Source organism: Caballeronia sp. LZ028 (assembly GCF_031451415.1).
Classification (GTDB): domain Bacteria; phylum Pseudomonadota; class Gammaproteobacteria; order Burkholderiales; family Burkholderiaceae; genus Caballeronia; species Caballeronia zhejiangensis.
Window position 1 is genome coordinate 933,523 of record NZ_JARUXN010000004.1, and the last position, 26,812, is coordinate 960,334.

27 protein-coding genes and 1 riboswitch are annotated in these 26,812 nt (G+C 65.3%); of the genes, 11 read left to right on the forward strand and 16 right to left on the reverse strand.

Annotation, left to right across the window (positions count from 1 at the left end):
- Positions 1–15: 15 nt before the first annotated feature.
- The 3 genes from QCE58_RS27080 to QCE58_RS27090 form a co-directional block, all read right to left on the reverse strand.
- A complete protein-coding gene (locus QCE58_RS27080; RefSeq protein WP_008353144.1) occupies positions 16–918 on the reverse strand; it encodes a flagellar brake protein in 903 nt (300 codons plus the stop codon).
- 176 nt (positions 919–1,094) lie between these two features.
- On the reverse strand, positions 1,095–2,108 hold the full coding sequence (gene waaC / locus QCE58_RS27085; protein WP_008353143.1) for a lipopolysaccharide heptosyltransferase I: 1,014 nt from the start codon (positions 2,106–2,108) through the stop codon (positions 1,095–1,097).
- 195 nt (positions 2,109–2,303) lie between these two features.
- Entirely contained in the window at positions 2,304–3,176 is an 873-nt protein-coding gene (locus QCE58_RS27090) for a neutral zinc metallopeptidase (protein ID WP_175979423.1), read from the reverse strand.
- A 403-nt stretch (positions 3,177–3,579) separates the two neighbouring features.
- Between QCE58_RS27090 and QCE58_RS27095 the strand changes: the two genes are divergently transcribed.
- From QCE58_RS27095 to QCE58_RS27105, 3 genes are read left to right on the forward strand one after another with little or no spacing between them, the layout of a single operon-like run.
- Positions 3,580–4,977, forward strand: a complete 1,398-nt coding sequence (locus QCE58_RS27095) for a cytochrome ubiquinol oxidase subunit I (RefSeq protein WP_175979424.1) — start codon at positions 3,580–3,582, stop codon at positions 4,975–4,977.
- 4 nt (positions 4,978–4,981) lie between these two features.
- Positions 4,982–5,983 (forward strand): cytochrome d ubiquinol oxidase subunit II, encoded by a 1,002-nt coding sequence (gene cydB, locus QCE58_RS27100; protein ID WP_008353140.1) that lies wholly within the window; start codon positions 4,982–4,984, stop codon positions 5,981–5,983.
- Entirely contained in the window at positions 5,961–6,098 is a 138-nt protein-coding gene (locus QCE58_RS27105) for a hypothetical protein (RefSeq protein WP_167357759.1), read from the forward strand. Before cydB ends, QCE58_RS27105 begins: the two co-directional genes overlap by 23 nt.
- A gap of 14 nt (positions 6,099–6,112) precedes the next feature.
- On the opposite strand, the gene QCE58_RS27110 is transcribed toward QCE58_RS27105, so the two are convergent.
- Positions 6,113–7,162 carry a permease gene (locus tag QCE58_RS27110; RefSeq protein ID WP_008353139.1) on the reverse strand — a complete coding sequence of 350 codons (1,050 nt, stop codon included), beginning with the start codon at positions 7,160–7,162 and terminating at the stop codon, positions 6,113–6,115.
- Between the two features lie 29 nt (positions 7,163–7,191).
- Positions 7,192–8,256 (reverse strand): tRNA 2-selenouridine(34) synthase MnmH, encoded by a 1,065-nt coding sequence (mnmH, locus tag QCE58_RS27115; RefSeq protein WP_008353138.1) that lies wholly within the window; start codon positions 8,254–8,256, stop codon positions 7,192–7,194.
- A 145-nt stretch (positions 8,257–8,401) separates the two neighbouring features.
- Here mnmH and QCE58_RS27120 point away from each other — a divergent pair, with 145 nt between their 5' ends.
- Together QCE58_RS27120 and eutC are read left to right on the forward strand one after the other, a co-directional pair.
- Entirely contained in the window at positions 8,402–9,778 is a 1,377-nt protein-coding gene (locus QCE58_RS27120) for an ethanolamine ammonia-lyase subunit EutB (RefSeq protein ID WP_008353137.1), read from the forward strand.
- Entirely contained in the window at positions 9,775–10,533 is a 759-nt protein-coding gene (gene eutC, locus QCE58_RS27125; RefSeq protein ID WP_008353135.1) for an ethanolamine ammonia-lyase subunit EutC, read from the forward strand. Before QCE58_RS27120 ends, eutC begins: the two co-directional genes overlap by 4 nt.
- On the opposite strand, the gene QCE58_RS27130 is transcribed toward eutC, so the two are convergent.
- From QCE58_RS27130 to QCE58_RS27140, 3 genes are all read right to left on the reverse strand, one after another.
- A complete protein-coding gene (locus QCE58_RS27130; protein ID WP_250521718.1) occupies positions 10,530–12,392 on the reverse strand; it encodes a sigma-54-dependent Fis family transcriptional regulator in 1,863 nt (620 codons plus the stop codon). The two genes, eutC and QCE58_RS27130, sit on opposite strands and share 4 nt — an antisense overlap.
- A gap of 118 nt (positions 12,393–12,510) precedes the next feature.
- The gene (locus tag QCE58_RS27135) at positions 12,511–12,684 is read right to left on the reverse strand and encodes a DUF1328 domain-containing protein (protein WP_008353131.1); all 174 of its coding nucleotides are present in this window, start codon (positions 12,682–12,684) and stop codon (positions 12,511–12,513) included.
- A 161-nt stretch (positions 12,685–12,845) separates the two neighbouring features.
- Positions 12,846–14,003, reverse strand: coding sequence for an OpgC domain-containing protein (locus QCE58_RS27140; protein ID WP_175979428.1), 1,158 nt, complete (start codon positions 14,001–14,003; stop codon positions 12,846–12,848).
- Between the two features lie 268 nt (positions 14,004–14,271).
- On the opposite strand from QCE58_RS27140, the gene QCE58_RS27145 reads away from it, so the two are divergent.
- Positions 14,272–15,012, forward strand: coding sequence for a TerC family protein (locus QCE58_RS27145; protein ID WP_008353127.1), 741 nt, complete (start codon positions 14,272–14,274; stop codon positions 15,010–15,012).
- A gap of 56 nt (positions 15,013–15,068) precedes the next feature.
- On the forward strand, positions 15,069–16,277 hold the full coding sequence (locus tag QCE58_RS27150) for a glycosyltransferase family 87 protein (RefSeq protein WP_008353125.1): 1,209 nt from the start codon (positions 15,069–15,071) through the stop codon (positions 16,275–16,277).
- A gap of 6 nt (positions 16,278–16,283) precedes the next feature.
- Here the strand turns inward: QCE58_RS27150 and QCE58_RS27155 are convergent, their stop codons facing one another.
- The 5 genes from QCE58_RS27155 to cbiE are packed head-to-tail and all read right to left on the reverse strand — an operon-like array spanning position 16,284 to position 20,464.
- Positions 16,284–16,691: a DUF4186 domain-containing protein gene (locus QCE58_RS27155; RefSeq protein WP_008353123.1), complete on the reverse strand. Its 408-nt coding sequence runs from the start codon at positions 16,689–16,691 to the stop codon at positions 16,284–16,286.
- Positions 16,692–16,695: 4 nt separating this feature from the next.
- Positions 16,696–17,424 (reverse strand): precorrin-4 C(11)-methyltransferase, encoded by a 729-nt coding sequence (gene cobM / locus QCE58_RS27160; RefSeq protein WP_250521719.1) that lies wholly within the window; start codon positions 17,422–17,424, stop codon positions 16,696–16,698.
- Positions 17,421–18,152 carry a cobalt-precorrin-6A reductase gene (locus tag QCE58_RS27165; RefSeq protein WP_250503034.1) on the reverse strand — a complete coding sequence of 244 codons (732 nt, stop codon included), beginning with the start codon at positions 18,150–18,152 and terminating at the stop codon, positions 17,421–17,423. The genes cobM and QCE58_RS27165 overlap by 4 nt, the downstream gene beginning before the upstream one ends.
- Complete coding sequence (locus QCE58_RS27170; protein WP_250503035.1) at positions 18,149–19,246, reverse strand: cobalt-precorrin-5B (C(1))-methyltransferase; 1,098 nt, start codon at positions 19,244–19,246, stop codon at positions 18,149–18,151. The genes QCE58_RS27165 and QCE58_RS27170 overlap by 4 nt, the downstream gene beginning before the upstream one ends.
- Positions 19,247–19,252: 6 nt before the next feature.
- The gene (cbiE, locus tag QCE58_RS27175) at positions 19,253–20,464 is read right to left on the reverse strand and encodes a precorrin-6y C5,15-methyltransferase (decarboxylating) subunit CbiE (protein WP_250521720.1); all 1,212 of its coding nucleotides are present in this window, start codon (positions 20,462–20,464) and stop codon (positions 19,253–19,255) included.
- Positions 20,465–20,540: 76 nt separating this feature from the next.
- Positions 20,541–20,730, forward strand: a riboswitch (cobalamin riboswitch).
- Positions 20,731–20,793: 63 nt separating this feature from the next.
- Between cbiE and cobG the strand changes: the two genes are divergently transcribed.
- Genes cobG through cobJ form a run of 4 tightly spaced genes read left to right on the forward strand, consistent with a single transcriptional unit; the run spans position 20,794 to position 25,046 of the window.
- Positions 20,794–22,062 (forward strand): precorrin-3B synthase, encoded by a 1,269-nt coding sequence (gene cobG, locus QCE58_RS27180; protein WP_250521721.1) that lies wholly within the window; start codon positions 20,794–20,796, stop codon positions 22,060–22,062.
- On the forward strand, positions 22,055–22,681 hold the full coding sequence (locus QCE58_RS27185) for a precorrin-8X methylmutase (RefSeq protein WP_008353117.1): 627 nt from the start codon (positions 22,055–22,057) through the stop codon (positions 22,679–22,681). The genes cobG and QCE58_RS27185 overlap by 8 nt, the downstream gene beginning before the upstream one ends.
- Entirely contained in the window at positions 22,678–23,406 is a 729-nt protein-coding gene (locus QCE58_RS27190) for a precorrin-2 C(20)-methyltransferase (protein WP_250521722.1), read from the forward strand. Before QCE58_RS27185 ends, QCE58_RS27190 begins: the two co-directional genes overlap by 4 nt.
- Positions 23,394–25,046: a precorrin-3B C(17)-methyltransferase gene (gene cobJ / locus QCE58_RS27195; protein ID WP_008353115.1), complete on the forward strand. Its 1,653-nt coding sequence runs from the start codon at positions 23,394–23,396 to the stop codon at positions 25,044–25,046. The genes QCE58_RS27190 and cobJ overlap by 13 nt, the downstream gene beginning before the upstream one ends.
- Before the next feature lie 14 nt (positions 25,047–25,060).
- Here the strand turns inward: cobJ and QCE58_RS27200 are convergent, their stop codons facing one another.
- From QCE58_RS27200 to QCE58_RS27210, 3 genes are all read right to left on the reverse strand, one after another.
- Entirely contained in the window at positions 25,061–25,516 is a 456-nt protein-coding gene (locus QCE58_RS27200; protein ID WP_250456831.1) for a type VI secretion system amidase immunity protein Tai4, read from the reverse strand.
- Positions 25,513–25,986 carry a type VI secretion system amidase effector protein Tae4 gene (locus tag QCE58_RS27205; RefSeq protein WP_250521723.1) on the reverse strand — a complete coding sequence of 158 codons (474 nt, stop codon included), beginning with the start codon at positions 25,984–25,986 and terminating at the stop codon, positions 25,513–25,515. Before QCE58_RS27205 ends, QCE58_RS27200 begins: the two co-directional genes overlap by 4 nt.
- A gap of 171 nt (positions 25,987–26,157) precedes the next feature.
- A complete protein-coding gene (locus QCE58_RS27210; RefSeq protein ID WP_250456833.1) occupies positions 26,158–26,727 on the reverse strand; it encodes a VWA domain-containing protein in 570 nt (189 codons plus the stop codon).
- Positions 26,728–26,812: the final 85 nt, after the last annotated feature.

The following is a 26,812-nucleotide window of genomic DNA, read 5'->3' on the forward strand; positions in this document are numbered from 1 at the left end:
GCGCGTCGAGGCCGCTTAGCTGTGCTCGGCCATGAACGATTTCAGCGCGATCCGCTGCGACGGTTCGAGCGTTTCGAACTCGAGCCCGTACGCCGCGCTGCCATCGGCAGGATCGGTCGCGCCGACATGGCGCACGATCGCGATGGTCTCGATCTTCACCTCGACGCCATCGGTCCTGAACTGAAATGAAAGTTGCAGACGCTCGCCCATGTGCGCGACCGGATTCGCGACGGTCAGCGACATGCCGTACGGACTGATGTCGCTCACGCGGCCCAGTTGCAGGGCGCTCTGCGGCTCCCCGACGGCCGCGAAATGCGCCGCGAGACGAGTCGGCATCCGCGCGAACTTGCGCGTGCGCAATCGGCGGATCGCGCCCGGCGCCGATAGCACCGCGTAATTGAACGGCTCGCGGCAGGTGGCATCGACGGTGCAGGCGAAGCGGAACACGCCCCGCCCCGTCAGCGCGACCAGATCGACCTGCTCGCCCAGCGTCAGAACGAGCGGATCGAATCCCGCCATCAAAGGCTGCGTCACGAAGAGCGAACGCTCGCCATTGCGGCGCGGCGTCGAAAAGCCGATCACGCGGCTCGCGTACATGGCAGAACCCGTGCCGCCCGTGCCGCGCAAGCCGACCCGCGCGCCGATCGTGAGACCGATGTCCTCCAGCGTCAGCGGCCCGTCCTTCGCGAACTCTTCCTCGGGCGCGCTCGGCGCTGCCGCCTGAATCGCACGATTCGGCTCGAAGTGCCGGAACATGAATTCGAGCGCCGCGCCGTCCGGCACGACGGCGCCGGCGTCGAACAACATCGCGCCATCTGCGGCGACGATCGGCCATTCGAGCGGCGTGCCAAGCGGAATCTCGGACGGTTCGAGACGCGCCAGCGACTGGCGCGCATCTGCGACGGTTTCTTCGGTCATCTTATCGGACGATTCTTAGGTGTTTTCCGCAATCGTCGTGCTTGCCGGGGTTGCCGTCAAGTGCTGTATGGCAAGTTTTACGTTAGCGTACTGATATTTTTACCGCGCGATGGATTTTCTACCGGGCCAAGCGTCGGCATGAGTTTATGCGCACAAAGTTTCGGTGCGACTCATGTTCAGCGAACCGTAGCGCCCGATTCGGCCGAATGAGGAACGGGTTTTTGCGGCGAATTCGTCACGCTTTCGATGGCAGCCAGCACTTGCGGCACGTCGGGAGGTGCGCCCTCTTCGCCGATCGACACCGACCGTCCGGGATCATTCACGCCGAAATGCTCTCGCGAGGTCGCGGCAAACAACATCACGGTGCGGCGCTGCAAGGCGTGCGCGAGATGCACGAGCCCGGTATCCGCGCCGACAACGAGTTCAGACGCCTGAATCCAGTGGGCGCATTCCACGACCGACAGCTTCGGCAGCACGGTCGCACCCGGCACGAGCGCGGCGATGGCTCGCGCCTCGTCCTGCTCGCGCTCCGTTCCCCACGGCAGCGCGATCGAATAACCGCGCGCGGTCAGCCAGCGGCCGACTTCGCCCCAATGCGACTGCGGCCACTTCTTCACGTCCGCCGACGTCGCATGAAACAGCATCGCGATGCGCGCGTCGCGCGGAATGTTCAGCTCGCGGGTGGGCGCGGGCAGGCGGATGTTGAAGTCGGGCGGGTCTTCCAGACGATAGCCGAGCGCATCCGCGACGCTCACGCGCATGCCGCGCCAGGCATCGGTGAGCGGACGCGGACCGAAGCGCGCGTTGTACGCGAAAGCCGCGCCGCGCTCGCCGAGATCCTGATTCAGATACCCGTAACGCCGCCGTCCGCGCGCGATGAACGCGATGATCGCGCTCTTGTAGACACCGTGAATATCGACGATCACGTCGTATTTTTCGGCGCGCAACTCACCGATCGACGCGCCGATCTCCTTCAGATCGTTCCAGCTGCGCGCCTTCTTGAACTTGCGCAAGGGCGCGCTCAGCACGCGATCGACGCCGGGATTCCAGCGGATGATATCGGCGAAGGCGGCGTCCGCGGCCCAGTCGATTTTGGCGGAAGGAAATGCGCGCCGCAGATCGGCAACGACGGGTAGCGTCTCGACGATATCGCCGAGAGACGTGACTTTGACGATCAGAATTCGCTTCATGAACGGGACGAGAATGTTCCGGTGCGAGTCGCGGCCAGCGGCAATGCTGGGCCGAACCCGGAAAACCAGCGATTCTAATGAATTTGAGACGAACGCGATGTCAGCGTTTGTAAGGACTATCCGGAAACGGACGCTGCGACGGCTTCAGAATAGACCAATTCGCACCGTCCGGTTGCCGCGACGCGCGCCCGTCGATCAGAGCGAACGCGTCGAGAACGTGTCGCACTGGGCGACATCGCCCGATGACATGCCGCGCCGCAGCCAGCGCTGGCGTTGCGCGCTCGTCCCGTGCGTGAACGCCTCGGGCACGACGCGACCTTGCGATTGCTGTTGCAGACGGTCATCGCCGATCGCGGCCGCCGCGTTCAAGCCTTGCTCGAAATCGCCCGGTTCGATCAGCTTCGCGTTTTCGCGCTGCGCGACCGCGGCCCAGACGCCCGCGAAGCAATCCGCCTGCAACTCGACGCGCACCGACAGCGCGTTCGCCTGCTCGCGCGACATTTGCGAGCGCGCCTGATCGACCTTGTTCATGATGCCGAGCACGTTCTGAACGTGATGCCCGACTTCATGCGCGATCACATACGCCTGCGCGAAATCGCCGCTCGCGCCGAAGCGGTCGCGCAACTCGCGATAGAACGAAAGATCGATGTACACCTTGCGGTCGTTCGGGCAATAGAACGGGCCCATGGCTGCCTGCCCGGTGCCGCACGCGGTTTGCGTGGCGCCGGAAAACATCACGAGCCGCGGCGCCGGATAGTCCTGATTGAACTGCGCGCGAAAGATGTGCTGCCACGTCTGTTCCGTGTTGCCGAGCACGCGGCGCACGAACACGGCGCCGGGATCGTTGGCCGGTTGCGCATTGGACGGTGCGGCCTGCTGTTGCGGCGCGTTGCCATGCAGAACTTGCGCGCCGTTGATGATCGTCATCGGATTGATGCCGAAGAAATACGACGCCGCGAGCGCCACGACGATCGTCCCGATGCCGATCGATCCGCCGCCCATTCGAAAACCGCCCCCGCCGCGCCGGTCCTCTACATTCTGACTTTCCTGCTGGTCATCGAGGCGCATGATGCTTCTCCTTCCTACGCGCACGTCGCGCGTGTCAAAAGCGATTATGGTAACCGCGCCTGTCGCACGTCCCGTGCCGCGACAACGTAAAAGTTCTTTCTGAACCGATCAAAACCGGCGCCTCTTGCGCGCGGCGATTCCAGTGCGGTCGATTGTCGCGAAAACGCGTGCGCGATCTTGCCGCAGCGCACTAAATCTCCATCTCGAAATCATCGAGAAATCAATCCGATAGCGGTGCTAAACCCTTGAAACTGCGGCATTTGCGCGCAATGACAATTCACTGACGCAGCGCAACACCCGTCTCGAAATAGAGCTAAGCTCCGGCCCGTCGCACGTCTCGATCAGCACAGGACACAACCGCTCCCGACTGCGGGCGCGCGTGAATTTCAAGGCACAAGTCATCATGCATTCGACTCCCGAAGCACTCGATCTGGCGCGCATCCAGTTCGCGTTCACCGTCTCGTTCCACATCATCTTTCCGGCGCTTTCCATCGGGCTCGCGAGTTTCATCGCCGTGCTCGAAGGCGCGTGGCTCAAAACCGGCAAGCCGGTCTACAAGGAGCTGTGTCTCTTCTGGTCGAAAGTCTTTGCCGTCGCGTTCGGCATGGGCGTCGTGTCGGGCGTCGTCATGGCGTACGAATTCGGCACCAACTGGGGCGGCTTTTCGAGCTTCGCCGGTCCGATCACCGGGCCGCTGCTTACCTATGAAGTGATGACCGCGTTCTTCCTCGAAGCGGGCTTCCTCGGCATCATGCTGTTCGGCTGGAACAAGGTCGGCCCGAAGGCGCACTTCGGCGCAACGCTGATGGTCGCCATCGGCACGCTCATCTCCACCTTCTGGATTCTCGCCTCGAATAGCTGGATGCAGACGCCGCAGGGCTTTCGCATCGAAGGCGATCATGTCGTACCGGTCGACTGGTGGGCGATCATCTTCAATCCGTCGTTTCCGTACCGGCTCGCGCATATGGCGATTGCGGCGTTCATCGTGGCGGCGCTCGTCGTGGCCGCGACCGGCGCGTGGCATCTGCTGAAAGGCCGGCGCGATCCGGCCATCAAGAAGATGTTTTCGATGTCGCTCTGGCTGCTGCTCGCCCTGACGCCGATTCAGGCGCTCGTCGGCGACGCGCACGGCCTCAACACGCGCGAACATCAGCCGGCGAAGATCGCGGCGATCGAAGGCATCTGGGAAACGGAGAAAGGCGGCACCGCGCTCAATCTCTTCGGCATTCCCGACATGGAAGCCGAAACGACGAAATACGCCGTGCAGATTCCGCATCTCGGCAGCCTGATCCTCACGCATAGCTGGGACGGCGAGATTCGCGGCCTGAAGGAATTCCCGAAGGAAGATCGTCCGAACTCGACGCTTGTGTTCTGGAGCTTCCGCGTGATGGCCGGACTCGGCGTGCTGATGATCGTGATGTCGTTCGCGGCGTGGTGGCTGCATCGCAGGCGCAAGCTGTTCGAGGCGCGCTGGTTCCATCGCTTTGCGCTTGCGATGGGTCCGAGCGGATTCATCACGCTGCTCGCGGGCTGGGTCACGACCGAAGCCGGACGCCAGCCTTGGGTCGTGTACGGCGTGATGCGTACTGCCGATGCCGTCTCGCCGGTCACGGCGCAGCAAGTCGGCGTGTCGCTGCTCGCGTTCGTGATCGTCTACACGATCGTCTTCGGCACGGGCATCTACTACTTGCTGAAGCTGCTGCGTCACGGCCCCGCGTTGCCGGGCGCGTCGACGCAGCCGTCGGACGGCAGCGCGCGGCGTCCGCTCAGCCTTCCGAATCAGTCCATCGAAGGAGCTTAAGAACATGGACCTCACACTCGCCTGGGCCGCGATCATCGCGTTCGGCCTGTTCCTTTACGTCGTGCTCGACGGCTTCGACCTCGGCATCGGCATTCTCTTCCCGTTCTTTCCGGATCAGCACGATCGCGACGTGATGATGAACACCGTCGCGCCCGTCTGGGACGGCAACGAAACGTGGCTCGTGCTCGGCGGCGCGGGATTGTTCGCCGCGTTCCCGATGGTTTATTCGACCGTGCTGTCCGCGCTGTATCTGCCGCTCGTGCTGATGCTCGTGTGCCTGATTTTCCGCGGCGTGTCGTTCGAAATCCGCGCGAAGGCGCAGCGCACGAAGCATATGTGGGATCTGGCGTTCATCGGTGGATCGGCGGGCGCGACGTTCTTTCAGGGCGTGGCGCTCGGCGCGTTTCTCGACGGCATTCCGGTCGCCGACGGCCGTTTTTCCGGCGATGCCTTCGGCTGGTTCACGCCCTTCTCGATCTTCACGGGCGGCGCGCTGGTCGTCACTTATGCGCTGCTCGGCGCGTGCTGGCTGATCGCGAAAACGGAAGGCGATCTGCAGCGGCGGATGTATCGCGTCGTGTGGCCGCTGACCGTTCTGCAACTCGCGACGATCGCGGTCGTCAGCATCTGGACGCCGTTGCAAGACGCGGGCATCGCGTCGCGCTGGTTCGATTCGCCGTGGTTCTATCGCATGTTGCCGGTGCCCGTGCTGGTCGCGGTTTGCGCGTGGGCGATGCGCCGCTCGATCGCATCGCGTCACGAGAAGCGGCCGTTTGCCGTCGCGCTCGGCTTCGTGTTTCTCGGCTACTCGGGTCTGGTGCTGAGCGTGTCGCCGCACGAGATTTTCCCCGGCGTTTCGATCTGGGATGCGGCCGCGCCCCGTTCGAGCCAGCTCTTCACGATCGTCGGCGCGGCGGTGATTCTGCCCGTGATCGTCGCTTACACGACGCTAGGCTATTGGGTCTTCAGAGGAAAGGTGCGTCATGGCGAACATCACTACCATTGAGCGCGCGCGCAAGGTGTTCTGGTTCGTCGCATTGTGGATGGCGGGCGTCGGCGGCGCGATGCTGCTCGCGCTGCCGTTCAAGTTGCTGATCAAGGCGGGCGCGGCGATTCATTGAGGCGCCGCGCGCGTTCAGAACACCGCCGCCGCAATCACCCCGCCAACGATCCCGAACACCACGACCGACGCGGCCACGAACGCGAGCACGCGCGGCGGAAACGACCGCGCGAGCATCGCGAGCGACGGCACGCTGACGGGCGGCAAGGTCATCAAGAGCGCGCCGGCCGGGCCCGTCGCCATGCCGAGCGAAAGCATCGCCTGAATGATGGGCACTTCGCCGGCGGTCGGAATCACGAAGAGCGTGCCCGCGACGGCAAACGCCGCGATCCACCACATGCCGTTGCCGATATCCGGACCGATGTGCGGAAAGAGCCAGGCGCGCGCCGCGCCAAGCAGCAGCACGAGCACGATGTATTCGGGCACGAGCCGCAACGTCATGCGTCCGAGAATTTTGATCCAGCGCGAAAACGCCGTGCCCGGCTCGTCCTCTTCGATCAGCTTGGCAAGCGCCTGACGCGACGACGCCGCCTGCGCCGGCGTCACCATCCGGTTGATCGCGTAGCCGAGGCCGAACACCATCAGCACGCCGAGCACGAGCCGCAAACCGGTCCACTGCCAGCCGAGCACGAAGCCCATGAAAACCAGCGCCGCCGGATTGAGCACGGTATTGCCGAGCCAGAACGCGACGGCCGCGCCCGGCGCCGCTTCGCGCGCACGCAGCCCCGCGACGACGGGCGCGGCGCAACACGTGCACATCATGCCGGGCAAGGACATCAACCCGCCGTTCACGACGCTGCCGAAGTTGTGCTCGCCCAGCGCCCGCGCGACCCAGCGCGGCGGAATCAGCGCCTGCACCGCGGAGCCGAGCAGAAGGCCGAGCACCATCGCCTGCCAGATAGCCTTGCCGTAGGCGATCGCGTAGTCGAGCGCGGCTTGCCACGACGGCTCCGGCGCGCTCGCCGACGTGCCCATCAGAATGGATTTGCCGATCGAATGCTGGCTCGCCGCGACGAACGCGCGGTTGTAGTACGGAAACCATTTCACGTAGAACAGGCCCACGACGGCGATCAGCAGGAATACCAGCCAGCCGCGTGCGACGCGAGGTTGTGAAAACGTGGTCATATCTTTTTCTTTCGAGTGATGAGATTGAATCAGAGCGCGGGCGTCGTCTCGGCGAGCCGGGCGAGCAAGGCTTTCGCCTGATCGACGCTGTCCGCGTCGTTCGGACGGAACAGCACGTGCGCCGCATGCGGCAGCTTCGTATAGAGCGCCTGGCTGCTGCGTCCATACGCCGGATCGTAATGACGGTCGATCAGTTCGGCGAAAAGCTCCGCGCGCGCGTTGTCATCGATCAGCCGATGCCAGTGCGCGACGCGCTCCCGGCTATGCAGCGCGACGAGCTTCGACAATTGCGCCTTGAAAAACGCGGGATCGTCGAAAAGATGCGCGTAATCCTGCAGCAAGAACGCGATGCGGTCCTCGCGCCGCGCCTCGACTTCCACGCACGACGCCGCGTGCAGATTGTCGAGGATGGCGTCGGGCATCGTGATCGATCCGATGCGCCGCCCTTCCGCTTCGACAAAAACCGGTTTCGCCGGATCGAAGCCCGAAAGCGTCTTCAGGAGCGCCGAATCGAACGCTTTTTGCGTCGGCTGCGGGCGTCCCGGCAGCGCGCCGAGCAAGGAACCGCGATGCGCGGCGAGTCCTTCGAGATCGAGCGTCTGCGCGCCCGCCGCGTCGAGCGCCTTCAGCAGCCGCGTCTTGCCGCTGCCCGTATGGCCGATCAGCGCGACATAGCGAAAACGTCCGGGCAGCGTGCCGAGCCGCTCGATCACGTCGCGCCGATAGCTCTTGTAGCCGCCGTCGAGTTGCCGGGCCTGCCAGCCGATCATGTTGAGCCAAGTCGTCATCGAGCCGGAGCGCTTGCCGCCGCGCCAGCAATAGACGAGCGGACGCCAGTTGCGCGGCTTGTCGGCGAAGATCGTGTCGAGATGCATCGCGATATTGCGCGCGACCATCGCCGCGCCGACGCGCGTCGCCTCGAACGGCGAGACCTGCTTGTACATCGTCCCGACGATCACGCGCTCTTCGTTGCTGAGCACGGGCGCGTTGATCGCGCCGGGAATGTGATCCTCGGCGAATTCGAGCGGTGTGCGGACGTCGACGATTTCATCGAACTCGCTCAGGCGATCGATGGGAACGAGCAGGTTTTTCACGGGCTTGCGGGCGGGTTTTGGCTGAATCAAGCGAAAAATTATCGCATGCGGGCGGATTTCGGCCCGGACGCGCTTTTTTTGACCGACGCGCGATGCCCGCGAAAGCGGCTAAAGTGCATGAATCGATGCTTCCGAGAGGAAAGCGATGAGCTTTCACGAGACGATTGGCGCGCGCCGCTACCGCTTCGACGATCTGAAGACGCTGCTCGCGCGCGCCAGCCCGCGGCGCTCCGGCGACGAACTCGCGGGCATCGCGGCCGCCACCGAGGAAGAACGCGTGGCCGCGAAAATGGCGCTCGCGCAGGTGCCGCTCGCCGCGTTTCTCGACGAGCCGCTCATTCCCTACGAGGACGACGAAGTCACGCGCCTCATCGTCGATACGCATTCGCGCGAAGCGTTCGCGCCGATCGCGCACCTGACGGTCGGCGAATTCCGCGAGTGGCTGCTCGCCGATACCACCGACACCGCCGCGCTCGAACGCATCACGATGGGCGTGACGCCGGAGATGGCCGCCGCCGTTTCCAAGCTGATGCGCAATCAGGATCTGATCCTCGCTGCCAGAAAACGCCCGGTCGTCACGCGCTTTCGCACGACGATCGGCCTGCCGGGGCATCTCTCGGTGCGCCTGCAGCCGAATCATCCGACCGACGATCCGAAGGGCATCGCCGCATCGATGCTCGACGGCCTGTTGTACGGCTGCGGCGATGCCGTCATCGGCGTGAATCCCGCATCGGATTCGCCCGCCGCCATCGGCAAGCTGCTCGCGATGATGGACGATTTCCGCCAGCGCTACGACGTGCCGATGCAGTCGTGCATCCTCACGCACGTCACCAACACGCTCGCCGCCATCGAGCAAGGCGCGCCCGTCGATCTCGTGTTCCAGTCCGTCGCGGGCACGGAGCGCGCGAACGCGAGCTTCGGCGTGTCGCTCGCGTTGCTGGAGGAAGCGCGCGACGCGGCGCTCTCGCTCAAACGCGGGACCGTCGGCGATAACGTCATGTACTTCGAGACGGGGCAAGGCAGCGCGCTGTCGGCGAACGCGCATCACGGCGTCGATCAGCAAACCTGCGAAGCGCGCGCGTACGCGGTCGCGCGCCGCTTCCAACCGCTTCTGACGAACACGGTGGTCGGCTTCATCGGCCCGGAATATCTCTATGACGGACGGCAGATCATCCGCGCGGGACTCGAAGACCACTTCTGCGGCAAGCTGCTCGGCGTGCCGATGGGCTGCGACATCTGCTATACGAATCACGCCGAAGCCGATCAGGACGACATGGACACGCTCCTCACGCTGCTCGGCGTGGCGAACGTCAACTTCATCATGGGCGTGCCGGGCGCGGACGACGTGATGCTCAACTATCAAAGCACGTCGTTTCATGACGCGCTCTATATCCGCCGCGCGCTGAACCTGAAACGGGCGCCGGAATTCGAAGCGTGGCTCGCGAAGATGCGCGTCACCGATGGCCGCGGCAATCTGCTCGCCGCGCCCACGCAACCTTTGCTCGACTGGATCGACTCATGACGAACGCCGATGCCTGGGACGCGCTGCGGCGCTTCACCAACGCGCGCATCGCGCTCGGCCGCGCGGGCAGCAGCCTGCCGACCGCGCCCTTGCTCGCATTCGAACTCGCGCATGCGCAGGCGCGCGACGCGGTGCATCAGCCGCTCGATACCGTCGCGTTGCGCGAAGCCGTTCGCGCCGCCGGCTTCGATACGCTCGATGCGCAAAGCGCCGCGCCGGATCGCGATCGCTATCTGCGTCGGCCGGATCTGGGCCGCGTGCTGAACGATGAAAGCGCGCAACGGCTTGCAGCGCACGCATCCGAAAGCGATATCGTTTTCGTCGCCGCCGATGGCTTGTCGGCCTTCGCCGCGCAACGTCACGTCGCGCCCTTGCTTGCGACATTGCGTGCGCGGCTCGACGGCTGGAACGTCGGTCCCGTCGTGATCGCGACGCAGGCGCGCGTCGCCCTCGGCGATCGCATCGGTGAGCTTTTGCGGGCGCAGATCGTCGTCGTAATGATCGGCGAACGGCCGGGGCTCAGTTCGCCCGACAGCCTCGGTCTTTACGTGACCTACGCGCCGCGCGCCGGACGCAACGACGCCGAGCGCAACTGCATATCGAATGTGCGGCCCGAAGGACTCGACTACGAAATCGCCGCATTCAAGCTGATGTGGCTGCTGAACGAAGCGCGCCGCCTGAAGCTCACCGGCGTCGGGCTGAAGGATCACAGCGGCGCGTTGCCCGCGTCCGACGCGAAATTGCCAGCCGATTAAACGCGCAACTTCCGATACAGCGTCGTGCGCGATATGCCGAGCGCGCGCGCCGTCGCGGATACATTGCCGCCGTGCGCCTTGAGCGCGGCGCTCACCGCGCTCGCTTCGATGTCGACAAGACGCGCGCCGTTCGCGGGCGGCGTTGCGTTATCGAATTTGGGCTGTTCGCCGAGTTCATCGACGAAATCGTGCGGAAGATGTTCGATGCGGATATGCGTGTCGTGATCGTCGAGCATCGCGGACGCCGTGCGCAAGACGTTGCTCAACTGCCGTATGTTGCCCGGCCACGGATGACGCGCGAAGAGCGCGAGCACGTCGTCGTCGACGTGCACGACGCGCCCGGCGAAACGCTCGTGCCGCAGAATCTTGTCGACGACCGCGCGCAGGTCGGAGCGCGCGGCAAGCGGCGGCAGCGTCACCGAAAGACCGTTGATCCGGTAATACAAATCTTCGCGGAATTCGCCCTGCGCGACGCGCTCGCGCAGCTTGCGATTGCTCGCGCAGACGAGCATGAAATCGACCGGCACCGCGCGCGCGGCGCCGAGCGGCTCGACGACGCGTTCCTGCAGCACGCGCAGCAGACGGCTTTGCATCGCGAGCGGCATGTCGCCGATTTCATCGAGAAAGAGCGTGCCGCCGTTCGCCTGCACGATCTTGCCGATCGCGCCGCGCTTCGCCGCGCCCGTGAACGCGCCCTGCGCATAGCCGAAAAGCTCCGATTCGATCAGCGTCTCCGGCAGCGATGCGCAGTTCACCGCAACGAACGGCCCCGCGCGGCGCGGCGAATCGTCGTGGATCGCGCGCGCGAGCATTTCCTTGCCCGCGCCCGTTTCACCGCCGATCAGAATCGGTATGTTCTTGCCAATGACCTTGCGCACGCGCGCGACGATGTCGTTCATCTGCGCATCGCCGGTACAGAGATCGGCGAGGCTCGAACCGGCGCGCTCGCGTGCGGGGATCGTGCTCGTCGTGCTCGGGACGCTCGACATGTTCCGCGCGTGAAAATCGACGCTCGCGAACACCGCGACGCCGCTATGCAGTTCGAGCCGGCAAGGCGCATCGCCCGCGCGCGCGATGAGTTCATCGACGCGCTCGCCGAACAGCGCATCGAGCGTCTGCGAACGCAAAGCGCCGAGTTCGAGACCGAGCTGAAACTGCGCGCTGCGGTTCGCGCAGAGCAGGCGCCCGTCGAGATCGAATACGGCGATGCCTTCCATCAACGTGCCGATGAACTCGGGCCGGCTATGGAAACGGATGCGCAGGCCGTCGCTGAAGCCGCTCGCGATCAGGCGGTTCTCGATCATCTGCGCGGACATTTTCACGAGCGCCATCGTGTGCTGGTGATAGCCGCGTCGGTCGCCGGTGACATCGAGCACGCCGGAGAGATTGCCGTGCGGATCGAGGATCGGCACGCTGGAACACGTCAGAAAGTGATTGGCGCGCAGGTAGTGCTGGTCGCCGTGCACGGTGACGGCCGTGCGCTCGGCGATCGTCGTGCCGATCGCGTTCGTGCCCTGATGCTCCTCGCTCCAGAGCGCGCCCGCGCGCAGCGCGACTTTTTCGGCGCGCGCGAGGAAGTCGTCGTCGCCGAGTGAATGCAGGATCAATCCGCTCGCGTCGGTGAGCGCGATCATGCTGTGCGTATTGGCGATCTGCGCGTACAGCGTTTCCATCACCGGCAGCGCGTGAGCGAAGAGCGCACGGCTTTCATCGAGCTTGACGGCGAGCTCCGTGCCCGACAGCACGGCGTAATCCGGGCGCATCGTCTCGCACAGCCCGAACGTGGCCGAGCGCTCGTGCGAATGACGGATGACGTCGCGTTGCGCCGGCTGCAAGGCCGCGCCGATGGCATGCTGCATCGCCTCCTCCTTTTCGATTCACGGTCGCGTGAATGTCTTCTCGGGGCAATGTAACACCGTCGCCGCACGCGGGTCGATGCGAGGAACCACGCGGTACGGCGCCCGGCGCTTTCCCGCGCTACAGCACGAGCGAGCCCGCCGAAATCGCGACGACGAGGAATATGACGAACAGAATCAGGAAGATGAAGAAGCAGATCTTCGCGATGCCCGCCGCACCCGACGATACGCGCGTAAAGCCGAAGAATCCGGCGACGACAGAAATGATCGCGAAAAGAATGGCGAGCTTGAGCATGGCAGGTCCGATTTTTGTGTTGTGTTCGGTGACTGCTTGCAAGACCTGTGCCTCGGTTCTTCGCGGGCGGTGCTTATCGAAGTCGGCGGCAAAATCAGACCGTTAGTTGCAATGAAAGCGCGATAAAAAAGCGGGCAGTTCGACTGCCCGCTTCGAAGAGATCACCGTATGCCGCGCGCCCGATTGTCGGCTGCGGCGACCGTCGCGGGTGCGGCGGCGGCCGTCGCCGGGACCGGCTGACGGGTGCCGAGCCAGTTCGAGATCCGCTGATGCACATGCGGCACGGCAAGCAGCGCGCCGATCGCGATGGCGTCGGCGGCGAGTCCGGCAGGCACGTTGATGAGGCCATCGGTCAACGTGAACAGGATCGAATCGACGACGAGCGAAATCACCGTTCCCGCTACGAATGACACCATGCCCGCGCGTCCCAATGCGCCGACCCACGGCAGGCGCGTCGCCACCGCCTTGACGACGCCGTAGCGCGCCAGATTCGCTGCGATCCACGCGATGGCGAGGAAATTCACGACGCGCGGACCGGCAAGGTCGCGCTTGAAGGCGCTGTCCAGCACCGGCGGCAGCACGAGCAGCTTGTAGTACGCCATGCCGGCGATCAGCGCCACGGCGCCCGCGCTCACGATCCAGCCGAAGCGGTTCGCGCTCACGCGTTGATAGATCGGCTGGCAGCGCGCCAGCACGCCGAGCACGAACATCAACTGCCAGGCGGCGGGATTGAAGTCCCACAGATTGTCGTCGACGGACGGCATGAATTCGCCGATCTGCGCCGCGAACGCCCACAACGCGAGGCTTAGACCGAGCAGCAGCCAAGGCTTGCTGCGCGCGAGCGGCAGCATGAGCGGCACGGCGAGTGCGAAGAGCGCGTACATCGGCAGGACGGCCGAGAGATAAGGCTGGCGCTCGAATGTGAGAATTTCCGCGATCGAGGAAACCGGCTGCGACATCAGCGTGTCCAGATCATGCAGCGCGAGATTCGGCGCGTGGCCAAAAAAGGGCCGCAGCAGGAACGATGCGACGAGCATCAGCGCCGCCGTGACGAGAAACGCCCGATAAAGCTCGAACGCGCGTTTCACGAAGCGCCTGCGCGCCGCGCTTTCCGAGCGGCGCTCCGCGAGCGACGCGTAGGCCGTCGCCGTGGCGAAGCCGCCGAGGAACACGAAGACTTCGGCGGCGTCATTGAGCGCGAAGGCATGCAGCGTGAAACGCGACACCATGCTGCCGCCGATATGATCGACGACGATGATCAGCAGTACCAGTCCCCGGAAGAAGTCCAGCTCGACGAGACGTTTTGATTTTTGCTGCATGCGGCTTGCTCAGTGTCCTTGCGGCGACAGTTAAACACGGCCGCGAACACGCGGCGCGAAAGCATTGGAGTTTACCCGTATTTGCGGCAGTGCATCACGCGAACAGATGCAAATAAGCGTTTCAAATCCGATATTTGTCGGTTTGAACAACATCTCGCGTCGGGGATTGTCACCGGCTGGTTTCGATCAGGCGCAAGCTTTCAAGTTCATTTCATTTTTCCCGCCGAACAGGCTAATATCTCGCCCTCATCTCGAACGCTCCCGAACCATGGACTATCTCGTTGCCCTTCTCGCCGATCCCGCCGCCTGGGCCGCACTCGCGACGCTCGTCGTCATGGAAGTCGTGCTCGGCATCGACAACCTGATCTTCATTTCGATCCTGACCAACAAGCTGCCCGCGGCGCACCGCGAACGCACGCAGCGCATCGGCATCGCGCTCGCGCTCGTGATGCGGCTCGGCCTGCTCGGCACGGTCGCGCTGATCGTCCGCCTCACCACGCCGATCTTCGAAGCGTTCGGGCACGGCTTTTCCTGGCGCGACCTGATTCTCATCGCGGGCGGCGTGTTTCTCGTCTGGAAGGCGACGACGGAAATCCGCCACCACGTCACGCACGACGCCGACGAACACGCCGGCCCCGCGTCGGGCAAGAGCCTGACGCCGCTGTCGGCGATCGGCCAGATCCTGCTGCTCGATCTCGTGTTTTCCATCGACAGCATCGTGACGGCGGTCGGCATGACCGAGCACATTCCGATCATGTTCGTCGCGGTGATCGCCGCCGTCACCGTGATGCTGTTCGCGGCCGGTCCGCTGTCGCGCTTCATCGAGCGCAATCCGACGATCGTCATGCTCGCGCTCGGCTTCCTGCTCGTGATCGGGATGACGCTGATCGCCGAAGGCTTCGGAACACACGTGCCGAAGGGCTACATCTATGCGGCGATGGCGTTCTCGGCGCTGGTCGAGGGCCTGAACATGCTCGCGCGGCGCGCCAAGGGACGCGTTCGCGAGTAACGCGCGCGGGCGGACGTTCGCTAAAGTTTCGGCGCCATCCGGCCGATATCGGACGGATGAGCACCCAACCCGCTTCCATCGAACGCGCGCCCGGTCGGCGCTGGCTCAACGGCTCGCGCGTGAGCGCTTATTGCGCGACGATCCTCGTCGTGCTCCAGTGTTACGGGCTCGTTCTCGCCGTGCGCAGTGCCGTGGCGGAGAAAGGTCATCCGGCCGGCTGGGACTTTCTGACGTTCTGGTCGGCTGCGCGCCTCGCGCTCGCGGGGCATCCGCTCGACGCCTATTCGGCGGACGCGATCAAGCACGTCGCGCAGCAACTGGGGCCGCACATCATCCTGCCGGGGCCGTGGTTCTATCCGCCGAACTTTCTGCTGCTGGTGCAGCCGTTCGGCTTCCTGTCGGCGCCGCTTGCCTACGCGCTGTTCGCTTCGATTTCGTCGGTCGTCTTCGTGCTGCTGGCCCGCCGCGCGCTGCCGATCCCCGACATGATCATGTGGATCGTCGCGTTTCCCGGCATCTGGCTCAACGCGGCCCAGGGACAGAATGCCGCGCTCACCGCGAGTCTCGCGCTCGCCGCATTTCTCTCGATGCCAAAACGGCCGATGCTCGCGGGCGTCTTCATCGGCCTGCTTTCGATCAAGCCGCATCTGGCCATCCTGTTTCCGCTCGCGCTGGCGTGCGCGGGCATGTGGACGACCTTCATCGCCGCCGCGCTGACGACGATCCTGTTCACCACGGTTTCGGTCGCCGTCTTCGGCCTCGACATCCTGCCGGTCTTTCTCCACGGACTGCACGATGCCAACGGTTTCACCGCGAGCGGCAGTCTTCCTTGGTTCCAGATGGCGAGCCTCTTCGCGAGCCTGCGCATGGCGCACGTCGCGACCGGTCCCGCCTATGTCGCGCAGGCGTGTCAGGCGACCGTGGCGATCTGCGCCGTCGCGTGGGTATGGCGCAATGCGAAAGGACTGGAAGTTCGCGCGACGGCGCTCGTCGCCGCGACGTTCATGATCAGCCCCTACATCTATAACTACGACGGCGTGTGGCTCGGCATCCCGCTGGCACTCATCGCCGCGCGCGCGCTGCGCGACGGATGGCTGCGCGGCGAGCCCGCGATCCTGTTTTTCGCGTGGATCTATCCGCAGTTGGGAAATCAGTTGGCCAAGGACTGCGGCGTAGGTGTAGGACCGCTGGTTTTCGCGTTGCTGATTTTCGTGGCGGTGCGGCGCGCGCGTCTCGAAGCCGCGGGCGCCGATCCGTCGCGTTAGAGCGCGTCAGAAAGGCAGTTCGCGCTGCGGATTGTCGGGCGCGGGCTGGTTCGACGCCGCCGGCAGCGGTTGCGCGCGCAGCCAGCGTTCGATGGCATCGACGACATGTTGGCGCTCGGCGTCGTCGAGCGCTTTTCCCGCCGCGATGCCGTGCCATTTCGCGAGACACGAGCGGCAGCACGTCGCCGTCGCGTGCTGCGCGATGAAGACAGGATGCCCGCGAAACGGTGTCTGCTTGCCGTCGTTCAGCGGCGCTTGCGGCGCAAGCCGCTTGCCGATCAGCTCATGCGCCTGCGCGACGACCGTGTCGACGCCCTTCTCCCTTAAAACTTTTCCCTCACGCACGCCGAGCGCGAAACGGCGTCGGAATGCCGATTTCGCGAGCGCATCGAAGACGGCGTCGAGGTCGCGCATCGCGTCATCGATCCTTCGCGTAGAGCGTGGACTCCGCGAAGCCGTCGGCGGCCAGCACGCGTCCGACGAGAATCATCGCCGTGCGTTCCATGCCCGCCTCGCGCACTTTCGGCGCGATGTTCGCGAGCGTCCCTTCGACGCGCGTTTCGTCCGGCCAGCTCGCGCGAAATACGACCGCGACGGGACAGTCCGCGCCGTAGTGCGGCACGAGCTCCGCGACGATGCGCTCGATATGCCGCACGCCCAGATGAATCGCGAGCGTCGCGCGATGACGCGCGAGATCGGCGAGGCTCTCGCCTTCGGGCATCGACGTCTTCGTCGCGTAGCGCGTGAAGATCACGGTCTGCGAGATGCCGGGCAGCGTCAGTTCGCGCTTTAGCGCCGCCGCCGATGCCGCCGTCGCCGTGACACCCGGCACCACTTCGTAGGGAATCGCGAGCGCGTCGAGCCGGCGAATCTGCTCGCCGATCGCGCCGTACAGCGACGGATCGCCCGAATGCACGCGCGCCACGTCGTGCCCGTTCGCGTGCGCTTCCTGCAGGAGCGCGACGATCGCGTCGAGATCGAGCTCGGCCGTGTCGATGCATTTCAGCGCGCGATGGCCGTCGAGGACTTGCGCCGGCACGAGCGAGCCGGCGTAGAGAATCACGGGACATGCGCGGATCAGCCGCTGCCCCTTTACTGTGATGAGTTCGGGATCGCCCGGTCCGGCGCCGATGAAATAAACGGTCATGGTCTGGTGAGCCAGTGTTGAAGCGCGTCGCGGGCGCTGGCGGCGTCGTCGAAAATACGGTCGGCGTCGGGAAGCGCGGGCCGCGTGAGCATGACGACGGCGATACCGCGCTCCCGCGCGACCGCGAGCTTCGCCTCGGTCGCCCGCCCGCCGCTGTTCTTGCTGACGACGACATCGATACGCGCCGCGTCGAACAAGGCGCGCTCGCCGGCGAGATCGAACGGACCGCGCGCATCGACAATGCTCGCGCGCGCGTTGCCCGGATGCGCGTCGAGACAGCGAATCGTCCAGTGCTGCGACGCGGGAATGTCGTGCAGATGCGCGAGCGCCTCGCGCCCGAGCGTGAAAAGCGGCCGATGAAACGGCGCGATGCATTCGACGATCTCGCGCCAGTCCGACGCCTCGCGCCAGTCGTCGCCCGCCTGCGGCTGCCATACGGGACGGCGCACCGCCCAGAGCGGCACGTCGGCGAGCGCGCAGGCATCGAACGCGTGGCGGCTCATCTGCGCGGCATAGGGATGCGTCGCATCGACGACGAGCGTGATGTGCTCGTCGCGCAGATATCGCACGAGCCCGTCGATGCCGCCGAAACCGCCGACGCGCACCGTGCACGCCAGATCGCCCGGCACGCGCCCGAGGCCCGCGAGACTGTAGACGTGCGTCGCAGGAAGCGCACGCGCGATCGCGAGCGCATCGCCGGTGCCGCCGAGCAGCAGCACGCGCGTCATGCCGCGCTCCCGACGATATTGCCCCGCCGGTCGATCGCGAAGGTCTCGACTTCGATGCCTGGCGGCAGCACGTCGAGCGCGACATCGCGCGCGCGTCGGCAGACGATATCGCCGAGCGCGATGCCTTCGGCGCGTGCGAGCTTGAGCGCTTCCTGACTCGTGTTGGCCGCGCGCATCGACGCCAGCAGTTCGGCGTTCGCGCCCGCATCGGCGGCCCAGACGGCGAGCAGCGGCAAGTCGATGCTCGAACTGCGGCTGTGCAGATCCATATGCCCCGCCGCGAGCTTGGACAGCTTGCCGAAGCCGCCGCACAGGCTCAGCTTGTCGACGCTCGCGCGGCGCAAATGCTTGAGCACCGCGCCCACGAAATCGCCCATTTCGATCAATGCGATGTCGGGCAGGCCGTAGCGCGCGCGCATCGCGTCCTCGCTCTGGTTGCCGGTGCACGCGGCGATATGCCGATACCCGTTCGCCCGCGCCACATCGATGCCCTGATGAATCGACGCGATGTACGCCGAGCACGAAAACGGTCTGACGATGCCGGTCGTGCCGAGTATCGACAATCCGCCGACGATGCCGAGGCGCGGATTCATCGTCTTCTGCGCGAGCGCTTCGCCGTTCTCCACGCCGATGGTCACGTCGAAACCGCCGCGATAGCCGACGCTTTTTGCGAGCGCGTCGAGATGCTCGGTCATCATCTTGCGCGGCATCGGATTGATCGCCGGTTCGCCGACGGCGAGCGCGAGGCCCGCGCGCGTCACCGTGCCGACGCCCGCGCCCGCATGAAAGCGCACGCCCGGTTCCTCCGACAGTCGCACGCGCGCGAACACGAGCGCACCGTGCGTGACGTCGGGATCGTCGCCCGCATCCTTGATGACGCCGGCTTCGGCGGCGGCGCTTTCATCGGGTAAACGGCGGCAGAACGAAAGCATCATCGTCACGCGCTGGCCCTTCGGCAGGACGATCTCCGCGCGCTCGCTCGTCTCACCGAGCAGCAAGAGGCGCGCGGCCGCGAGACTCGTCGCGGTCGCGCAGCTTCCTGTCGTGTAGCCGCTGCGCAGCGGCGCGGCTTTCTCCGGCGTCTCTTCACGCATGACGCATCACGGTTTGCTCGCGTGCAGGACGGTGATCGGCAGCGCCTGACGCCACGTGTCGAAGCTGCCGAGCGGTTCCGCCTGCGCGACGCCGATGCGCGTCAGCTCGCCGCCGTGGCGCGCGCGCCATTCGACGAGCGCCGCCTCGCTTTGCAGCGTCACCGCATTGGCGACGAGCCGCCCCCCCTGACGCAGACGCGCCCAGCACGCATCGAGCAGGCCCGGCACCGTCAATCCACCGCCGATGAACACCGCGTCCGGCGCGGGAAGGCCGTCGAGCGCGGCGGGCGCTTCGCCTCTGACGAGTTGCAGCGCGGGCACGCCGAGCGCATCGCGGTTGTATTCGATGAGACGCTGACGGCTCTCGTTCGCTTCGATCGCGATCGCCCGACACGCGCCATGCGCGCGCATCCATTCGATGCCGATCGAGCCGCAGCCCGCGCCGACGTCCCACAGCAGTTCGCCGGGCTGCGGCGCGAGGCGCGCGAGCGTCACGGCGCGCACGTCGCGCTTCGTCAACTGGCCGTCGTGGCGGTAGGCGTCGTCGGCGAGACCGGGCGTGAGCGGCGGCCCGGCGTGGCCGGCGTGCGTCCGGCACTCGATCGCGATGAGATTGAGCGCGGCAACGACGGGCTCGCGCCAGTCGTCGGCACGCTCGTCGATGCGGCGTTCGTCGCTGCCGCCGAGATGCTCGAAGACGGTCATGCGGCTCGCGCCGAAACCATGCGCGGTGAGAAGCGTGGCGACGGCGGCGGGCGTCGTGCCGTCCGCGCTCAGCACGATGAGGCGCACGCCGCGATGCAGATTCGCGAGCAGCGACGCCGCCGGCCGCCCGACGAGCGATATGCAGACGGCGTCTTGGAGCGCCCAGCACAGGCGCGCCGCCGCGAGCGACAGCGACGACGGCGCGGGAATGACGCGCATTTCGCCGTTGGCGACTTCGCGCGCGAGCGTCGCGCCGACGCCGAAGCACATCGGATCGCCGCTCGCGAGCACGCAGATGCGCGTCTTGCCGTCGCCGCGGTCGGCGAGCACGGCATCGAGCGAGAAGGGTTTCGGCCACGGCATGCGGCGCGCGGCGATGCGATCCGGCAGCAACGCGAGATGACGTTCGCCGCCGTGAATCGACTGGGCGTCGAGAAGCGCGCGACGCGCGGCGCGGGAAAGTCCGTGCCAGCCGTCTTCGCCGATGCCCACCACGGTCAGCCAGTTCGACATGCGCGGTCTCCTTGCTGCGATTCCGATCGCGTTCCCGGATACATGCCGGAAGCGCTCGGAGGGTCGATAAAAGCGGGCATAATACAGGTCCGTCGGCGCCCGGGGTCGTGAGACCGAGGGCTTAAAAGGGAACACAGCAAAACTGTGGCTGCCCCCGCAATTGTACGCAGCGAGTCCGCGCTCCACTGCCACTGGTTTTTACCGGGAAGGCCGGCGCGAATGTCGACCTGCCAGCCAAGAGACCTGCCGACCCAACGCATTCGCGCGACGCCGACCGGGCGGGGTGTACCGGTTCGCTCATCACGCGCGAAGCCCAACGGGTCACGCTTTTGAATTCTTTCGACCGCTCATCGCTCAACGCAACGCCGCGTGCTTCCGCATGCCCGGGCCTGATGCGCATCGTGCCCGCGCGCGATGGCGGCCTTGCGCGTCTGCGTCTCGCGGGCGGCGTGTTGGGCACGCGGGCGGCGCGGGCCGTCGCGCGCGCGGCTCGCGAGTGCGGCTCGGGCGTGATCGAAGTGACCAATCGCGCGAATCTGCAACTGCGCGGCATTCGCGACGATGCCCACGCCGCGCTCGTCGACATCGCCCTCGACGCGGGCCTCGGCCCGTCGACGGCGGGCGCAGACGACATCCGCAACGTAATGCTGAGCCCGCTCGCGGACGACGGCACGCGCGCGCTCGCCGCGCGGATCGTCGATGCGATGCAGGCCGATGCGTCGCTGCATGCGCTGTCGCCGAAATTCGCGCTCCAGCTCGACGCCGGCGAGCGCCTCGCGATGCTCGATCATCCGCACGATGTTTGGCTTTCCGCCATCGACGATGGCGGGCGCTTCGCATTCGGCCTCGCCGGAACGATGCGCGATCCGGCGCTCGGCGCGATCTCGCGCGACGATCTCGTGATGTTCGTCCTGAACGTGTTGCGCAGCTTTCTCGCGCTGGCGACGCCTGAAGAACATCGCATGCGCGATCTGCTTGCGCGTATCGCCGTTGCGCGCTTTCTCGACGCCTTGCGTTTCGACGCCGATATCGCGACATGGACACGCGCACCCGCCGATGCATCGCTGCGTCTCGGCGCGCACGAGGAGCCGCATCGCGCGACGTGGTACGCGGGTGCGCAAACGCCGCTGGGCCGTCTCGATGCGACGACGCTCGAAGCGCTCGCCAATCTCGCCGACGCACACGGCGCAAGCCGCCTGACGATGACGCCGTGGCAAAGCGTGCTGATTCCCGGCCTCGCGGCGCATTCAGCGCATGATGTGCTGCAAGGGCTGCACGCGCTCGGCCTCGCAACGGGCGCGCACGAACCGCTCGCGCGCCTCATCGCGTGCGCGGGTTCGGAAGGCTGCGCAAAGAGCCGTGCCGATACCAAAGCCGATGCTCACCGGCTCGCCGCGCTCCTGCCTTCGGATGACGAGACGCAGGTGCATCTGAGCGGCTGCGAGCGTTCGTGCGCGGCGGCGCATCCGGTTCCGGTCACGCTCTACGCAGTCGCGCCCGGACGATACGACTTACATCGCGACGCACGAGCCGTCGCGCGCAATCTGACCATCGAAGAGGCGGCCGAACGGCTCGCCCGGAGCCATGCCGATGCTTGACTACATCCGCGACGGCGCGGAGATTTATCGTCAGTCCTTTGCGACGATCCGCGCCGAAGCCGACCTCGCCGCCATTCCCGCCGATCTGGAGAAGCTCGCCGTGCGACTGATCCATGCGTGCGGCATGGTGGATATCGTGAGCGATCTGCGCTTCTCGCCCGGCGCGGGCAGCATCGGAAGAAAGGCGCTTGCAGCAGGCGCGCCGATCCTGTGCGATGCGCGCATGGTCGCCGAGGGCATCACGCGCGCGCGCTTGCCCGCCGACAACCGCGTGATCTGCACCTTGAGCGATCCCTCGATTCCCGAGCGCGCCCGCGCGATGCGCAACACGCGCTCGGCCGCCGCGCTCGAACTATGGCGTGCGCAACTCGAAGGCGCGATCGTCGCGATAGGCAACGCGCCGACCGCGCTCTTCCATCTGCTCGACATGATCGATGCCGGCGCGCCGAAGCCCGCGCTCATTCTCGGCTTTCCGGTCGGTTTCATCGGCGCGGCGGAATCGAAAGCGATGCTCGCCGCCGATAGCCGCGGCGTGCCCTTCGTCGCGCTGCTCGGCCGGCGCGGGGGCAGCGCGATGGCAGCGGCCGCAGTGAACGCACTTGCTTCGGAGGCCGAATGATGCGTGGACGTCTCTTTGGATTAGGCGTCGGCCCGGGCGATCCGGAGCTGATCACCGTGAAGGCGCTGCGGTTTTTGAAGGCCGCGCCGGTGGTCGCGTATTTCGTCGCAAAGGGCAAGAAGGGTAATGCGTTCGGCATCATCGAATCGCATCTCGACGATACGCAGATGCGCCTGCCGCTCGTCTATCCGGTGACGACCGAAGCGCTCGAACCGCCGCTCTGCTACGAGACGATCATCAGCGCGTTCTACGACGAAGCCGCGCTCACGATATCCGGTCATCTCGAATCCGGACGCGATGTCGCCGTGATCTGCGAGGGCGATCCGTTTTTCTACGGCTCATACATGTATCTGCACGATCGTCTCGCAGCACGCTTCGATGCAGAGGTCGTGCCGGGCGTGTGCTCGATGCTCGGCGGCGTGGCCGTGCTCGGCGTGCCGCTCGTGTATCGCAATCAGAGTCTGTCGGTGCTGTCGGGCGTGCTGCCTGAAGACGATCTGAAGCGCCGTCTCGAAGCAGCCGATGCGGCCGTCATCATGAAGCTCGGCCGCAACTTCGAGAAAGTGCGGCGCGTGCTGGGCGAACTCGGCCTCGACGATCGCGCGTTGTATGTCGAGCGCGCGACGATGGCCAACCAGCGCATCGTGCCGCTCGATGAAGTCGATCCGATGGCATCGCCGTATTTCTCGCTGCTCGTCGTGCCGGGGAAAAAATGGCGCGCATGAAGGCTTCCATGCCGATGGCGATCGTCGTGCTCGGCGCGGGCGCGCTCGATACCGCGCGTCGCATTCAGGCGCGCTTTCCGCAATCGCGCGTGCATGGACTGGCGAGCCGCGTGAGCGCGGACATCGCGTATGACGACTTCGGCGCGCACGTGCGTGGTCTGTATGCGTCGGGCGCGGCGATCGTCGCGCTGTGTTCCGCGGGCATCGTGATTCGCGCGCTCGCATCCTGTCTCGCCGACAAAGGCAACGAACCGCCCGTGCTCGCCATCGCGCAGGATGGCAGCGCCATCGTGCCGCTGCTGGGCGGCATGAGCGGCGTGAATGTGCTTGCGCGCGAGATCGGCGACGCCTTGCAAGTCGCACCCGCGATCACGACGAGCGGCGAATTGCGCTTCGGGAAATGTCTGCTGGCGCCGCCCGAAGGTTATGCACTTGCGGATATCGAGCAAGGCAAGCGTTTCGTGTCCGACCTGCTGGCGGGCGCGACGACGCGCATCGAAGGCCACGCGCCCTGGCTCGACGATGCCGCGCTGCCTCGCAACGACGATGCGCGTCTTGCCGTTCGCATCACGCCGCTTGCCACGCGCGATGAAAACAGCCTCGTGATTCATCCGCGTTGCGTGCTTGCGTGGATCGAAGATATTTCACACGACGATGACGTCGCCGAACGCGTGCGAGCTGCCTTGAACGAACGTGGTCTCGCACCGCTTGCGCTCGCGGCGTTGACCGCGCCCGCTCGCTACATGGCTTCGCGTCCGCTCGAAGATGCGGCGCGTGCGCTCGATGTGCCGTTGCGCTTCTGCGATGCCCCGCCATTCGCTCGCAACGATGCGCGAGGCGTTGCGCTGCACGTCAGCGATACGCCGATCGATGCGGGATCGATCGGCCATGCGCGCGGCACGCTGACGGTGATCGGCCTTGGTCCCGGCAAGGCGGAACTGATGACGCCCGCCGCAAGAAGCGCGCTTCACGACGCACAAGACGTGCTCGGTTACGAGACGTATGTGCGTATGGCGGGACCGTTTCGCGACGACCAGCGCGTGCACATCACCGACAATCGCGAGGAACTGCAGCGCGCGCGACACGCGTTCGAACTCGCGAGTGAAGGCCGACGCGTGATCGTGGTGTCATCGGGCGATCCCGGCGTGTTCGCGATGGCCGCAGCGGTGCTCGAAGCACTCGACGAAGGACGCGCCACGCATCCCGAATGGAATGCGGTGAAGCTTCAGATCGTGCCGGGCGTGTCGGCCTCGCTCGCGACGGCCGCGCGCGCGGGTGCGCCGCTCGGCCATGACTTCTGCGTGTTGTCGTTGTCGGATAACTTGAAGCCGTGGAGCGTGATCGAGAAGCGCATCGCGCATGCAGGCGAAGCGGATCTCGTGATGGCCTTCTATAACCCGCTGTCGAAGGCGCGGCCGTGGCAGTTCGATCGCGCGATCGACGTCGTGAAGCGATATCGGGACTCGGACACGCCGGTCGTGCTGGGAAGAGATATCGGACGTCCGGCGGAGGCTTTGCGCGTCATTGAGCTCGGTGAACTGAAGAGCGAGCTCGTCGACATGAGGACGATGGTCATCGTCGGATCATCGATGACGCGTGTCGTCGGGGATTGGGTTTATACGCCGCGGTGGTATGACTGAGGATGCGTCGAGAGTCAATGCTTGCCCGCTTTTGAACGCGAACGTACCGTCCAGTCAGGGTGCGCTACCCGTCGTTTGACCAGCCGCTCCAATTCCTTGCTGTGGTACAGGTCGAGGCACTTGAGAAAATCGAAGCGAATGTCCGCTCCCTTCGCTTCGGCCTCGACAAGCGGATTATAGTAATCGCGCCGTAGATGCTTGCGCACTAGCGCCTCCACTTCCGCGGGACTTTTATCGAGGTCGTAATAAGTCCAGTCTCTCAGTGCGCTCGCGCTACTTCCGGCATCGACGGCTGCGTCGTTACTGCCTTTGTACGCTGTGGCGACGCATATGGCCAAGACCATGTCCTTGTAATTCTGGGCGTAGGTGCGCGATGGCGCTTCCGGCGAGTTTTCGTTGGGGGGAATGGTCTGTCCGCTTGCCGTAGCGCACGCCAGCGCGAGAATCACCAGGCTGGTCCATCGCTTCATGACAGGCTCCAAAAATGCGCCTGGTCGGTCCTATATCGAACCCCAGGTTCGTTGAAGTCACAACTGTCGTAGCAAACGATACCGTTGTACAAGGTGGCATGGCCTTGTGCGTCTCGCCATCCCGACGTTTCAAAGAGAATCACACCTTTTTTGCCTGCGAGCCTGCCGCCTCCCGAGGGCGGATATTCAATCGTTTCCGGCTTGCCCCAACGCTGTTTGAGAAATTCGATGAGGTCCACCACGCGAAAGAAGTAGCGTCGACGATCAGCGCCTGAAACCGTCTTCCCATCGATGGCTGGAATGGTCGCGCCCGAGTGATTCAAGATATGGCTCATGCGAACCGCGCATGTGTTCTTCCACCTCGCTTCCGCACCCACCTCGTTGATGTTGGCGGCTACCTTCCCACCAATCACCGTCGCGACCTTCCCCTCGGATTCGATGGATCGAAGATTTCCATGGATGCCGACCACGCGGCCGCAAAGCTTGGTCTGTACATTTGTTATCCTAATTATTCATAGCCAAACAACTCCGAAATATGCAGGCGATTATAAAGTCGATATGGCTCGCTGAATCGGCTGCAAGCCTGATCGCGCAAAATTCGGACAATCACCGTGGCAGTCGGCAATATTCGAATCGATTGCTCAACAATCCGAGATTCTTATCAGCGCATCCGCAAGCACATATCTCGCGCTCCACTCGCGCGCGAGCGCCTCGCCGCGCCCGACCCGAATCGCGCCTTCCTCGAAATCGACGACGACGATCTCATCCGCTGCGTGAGGTGCTTGCGGTTGCTCGTTCGTTCGCCCGTCGGTGAGCACCCACAAGCAGCGCCGTTGCACTGGTCTGCGCCGAGCCGCTCTTTCAAGCACCGTTCCCGCGCTCGCCAGCCCAAGCGCGAGAGGCGTGCCGCCACCGCCGCCGATCGGCGCGACCCACCGCTCATTGAACCAGTGCGCCGCGCCCGGCTGACGACGCACTTTGGCGCGTGCACCGCCGAAACATATCAGCGCAATCTCCGCCCGCTCACGATAAGCGCGATCGAACAGCGCGACGAGCATGCCCTTCGCGCGCGCAAGGCGCTCGCCGGCGAGCATCGAGCCGGAGCAATCGAGCAGAAAACAATGCAGCACCGCACCGTCGCCCTGCGTGCGCCGGTATCGCAAATGCTCCGTAGCAAAGCGCGCGGAACGCTTTGCGCGCAATGTCGCCATCCAGTCGATCGACGCGCTGACTTCGCCCTCGCGCGTCGCGCTGCGGCCTTTCGCGAACGCTTCGTTCCATCGAAGACGATGCCTT

What these genes read in the sequence shown, in the direction of transcription:
- QCE58_RS27090 (WP_175979423.1), bottom strand. Translation starts at nt 3,176, where the DNA reads ATGCGCCTCGATGACCAGCAGGAAAGTCAGAATGTAGAGGACCGGCGC.
- QCE58_RS27120 (WP_008353137.1), top strand. Translation starts at nt 8,402, where the DNA reads ATGAGCTTTCACGAGACGATTGGCGCGCGCCGCTACCGCTTCGACGAT.
- cobM (WP_250521719.1), bottom strand. Translation starts at nt 17,424, where the DNA reads ATGACCGTTTATTTCATCGGCGCCGGACCGGGCGATCCCGAACTCATC.
- QCE58_RS27190 (WP_250521722.1), top strand. Translation starts at nt 22,678, where the DNA reads ATGATGCGTGGACGTCTCTTTGGATTAGGCGTCGGCCCGGGCGATCCG.
- QCE58_RS27155 (WP_008353123.1), bottom strand. Translation starts at nt 16,691, where the DNA reads ATGCGCGACCTCGACGCCGTCTTCGATGCGCTCGCGAAATCGGCATTC.
- QCE58_RS27130 (WP_250521718.1), bottom strand. Translation starts at nt 12,392, where the DNA reads ATGCAGCATGCCATCGGCGCGGCCTTGCAGCCGGCGCAACGCGACGTC.
- cbiE (WP_250521720.1), bottom strand. Translation starts at nt 20,464, where the DNA reads ATGTCGAACTGGCTGACCGTGGTGGGCATCGGCGAAGACGGCTGGCAC.
- QCE58_RS27170 (WP_250503035.1), bottom strand. Translation starts at nt 19,246, where the DNA reads ATGCGTGAAGAGACGCCGGAGAAAGCCGCGCCGCTGCGCAGCGGCTAC.
- QCE58_RS27110 (WP_008353139.1), bottom strand. Translation starts at nt 7,162, where the DNA reads ATGACCACGTTTTCACAACCTCGCGTCGCACGCGGCTGGCTGGTATTC.
- QCE58_RS27185 (WP_008353117.1), top strand. Translation starts at nt 22,055, where the DNA reads ATGCTTGACTACATCCGCGACGGCGCGGAGATTTATCGTCAGTCCTTT.
- QCE58_RS27140 (WP_175979428.1), bottom strand. Translation starts at nt 14,003, where the DNA reads ATGCAGCAAAAATCAAAACGTCTCGTCGAGCTGGACTTCTTCCGGGGA.
- eutC (WP_008353135.1), top strand. Translation starts at nt 9,775, where the DNA reads ATGACGAACGCCGATGCCTGGGACGCGCTGCGGCGCTTCACCAACGCG.
- waaC (WP_008353143.1), bottom strand. Translation starts at nt 2,108, where the DNA reads ATGAAGCGAATTCTGATCGTCAAAGTCACGTCTCTCGGCGATATCGTC.
- QCE58_RS27105 (WP_167357759.1), top strand. Translation starts at nt 5,961, where the DNA reads ATGGCGAACATCACTACCATTGAGCGCGCGCGCAAGGTGTTCTGGTTC.
- QCE58_RS27145 (WP_008353127.1), top strand. Translation starts at nt 14,272, where the DNA reads ATGGACTATCTCGTTGCCCTTCTCGCCGATCCCGCCGCCTGGGCCGCA.
- QCE58_RS27135 (WP_008353131.1), bottom strand. Translation starts at nt 12,684, where the DNA reads ATGCTCAAGCTCGCCATTCTTTTCGCGATCATTTCTGTCGTCGCCGGA.
- QCE58_RS27165 (WP_250503034.1), bottom strand. Translation starts at nt 18,152, where the DNA reads ATGACGCGCGTGCTGCTGCTCGGCGGCACCGGCGATGCGCTCGCGATC.
- cobJ (WP_008353115.1), top strand. Translation starts at nt 23,394, where the DNA reads ATGGCGCGCATGAAGGCTTCCATGCCGATGGCGATCGTCGTGCTCGGC.
- QCE58_RS27150 (WP_008353125.1), top strand. Translation starts at nt 15,069, where the DNA reads ATGAGCACCCAACCCGCTTCCATCGAACGCGCGCCCGGTCGGCGCTGG.
- QCE58_RS27080 (WP_008353144.1), bottom strand. Translation starts at nt 918, where the DNA reads ATGACCGAAGAAACCGTCGCAGATGCGCGCCAGTCGCTGGCGCGTCTC.
- QCE58_RS27200 (WP_250456831.1), bottom strand. Translation starts at nt 25,516, where the DNA reads ATGAAGCGATGGACCAGCCTGGTGATTCTCGCGCTGGCGTGCGCTACG.
- cydB (WP_008353140.1), top strand. Translation starts at nt 4,982, where the DNA reads ATGGACCTCACACTCGCCTGGGCCGCGATCATCGCGTTCGGCCTGTTC.
- QCE58_RS27095 (WP_175979424.1), top strand. Translation starts at nt 3,580, where the DNA reads ATGCATTCGACTCCCGAAGCACTCGATCTGGCGCGCATCCAGTTCGCG.
- QCE58_RS27210 (WP_250456833.1), bottom strand. Translation starts at nt 26,727, where the DNA reads ATGGCGACATTGCGCGCAAAGCGTTCCGCGCGCTTTGCTACGGAGCAT.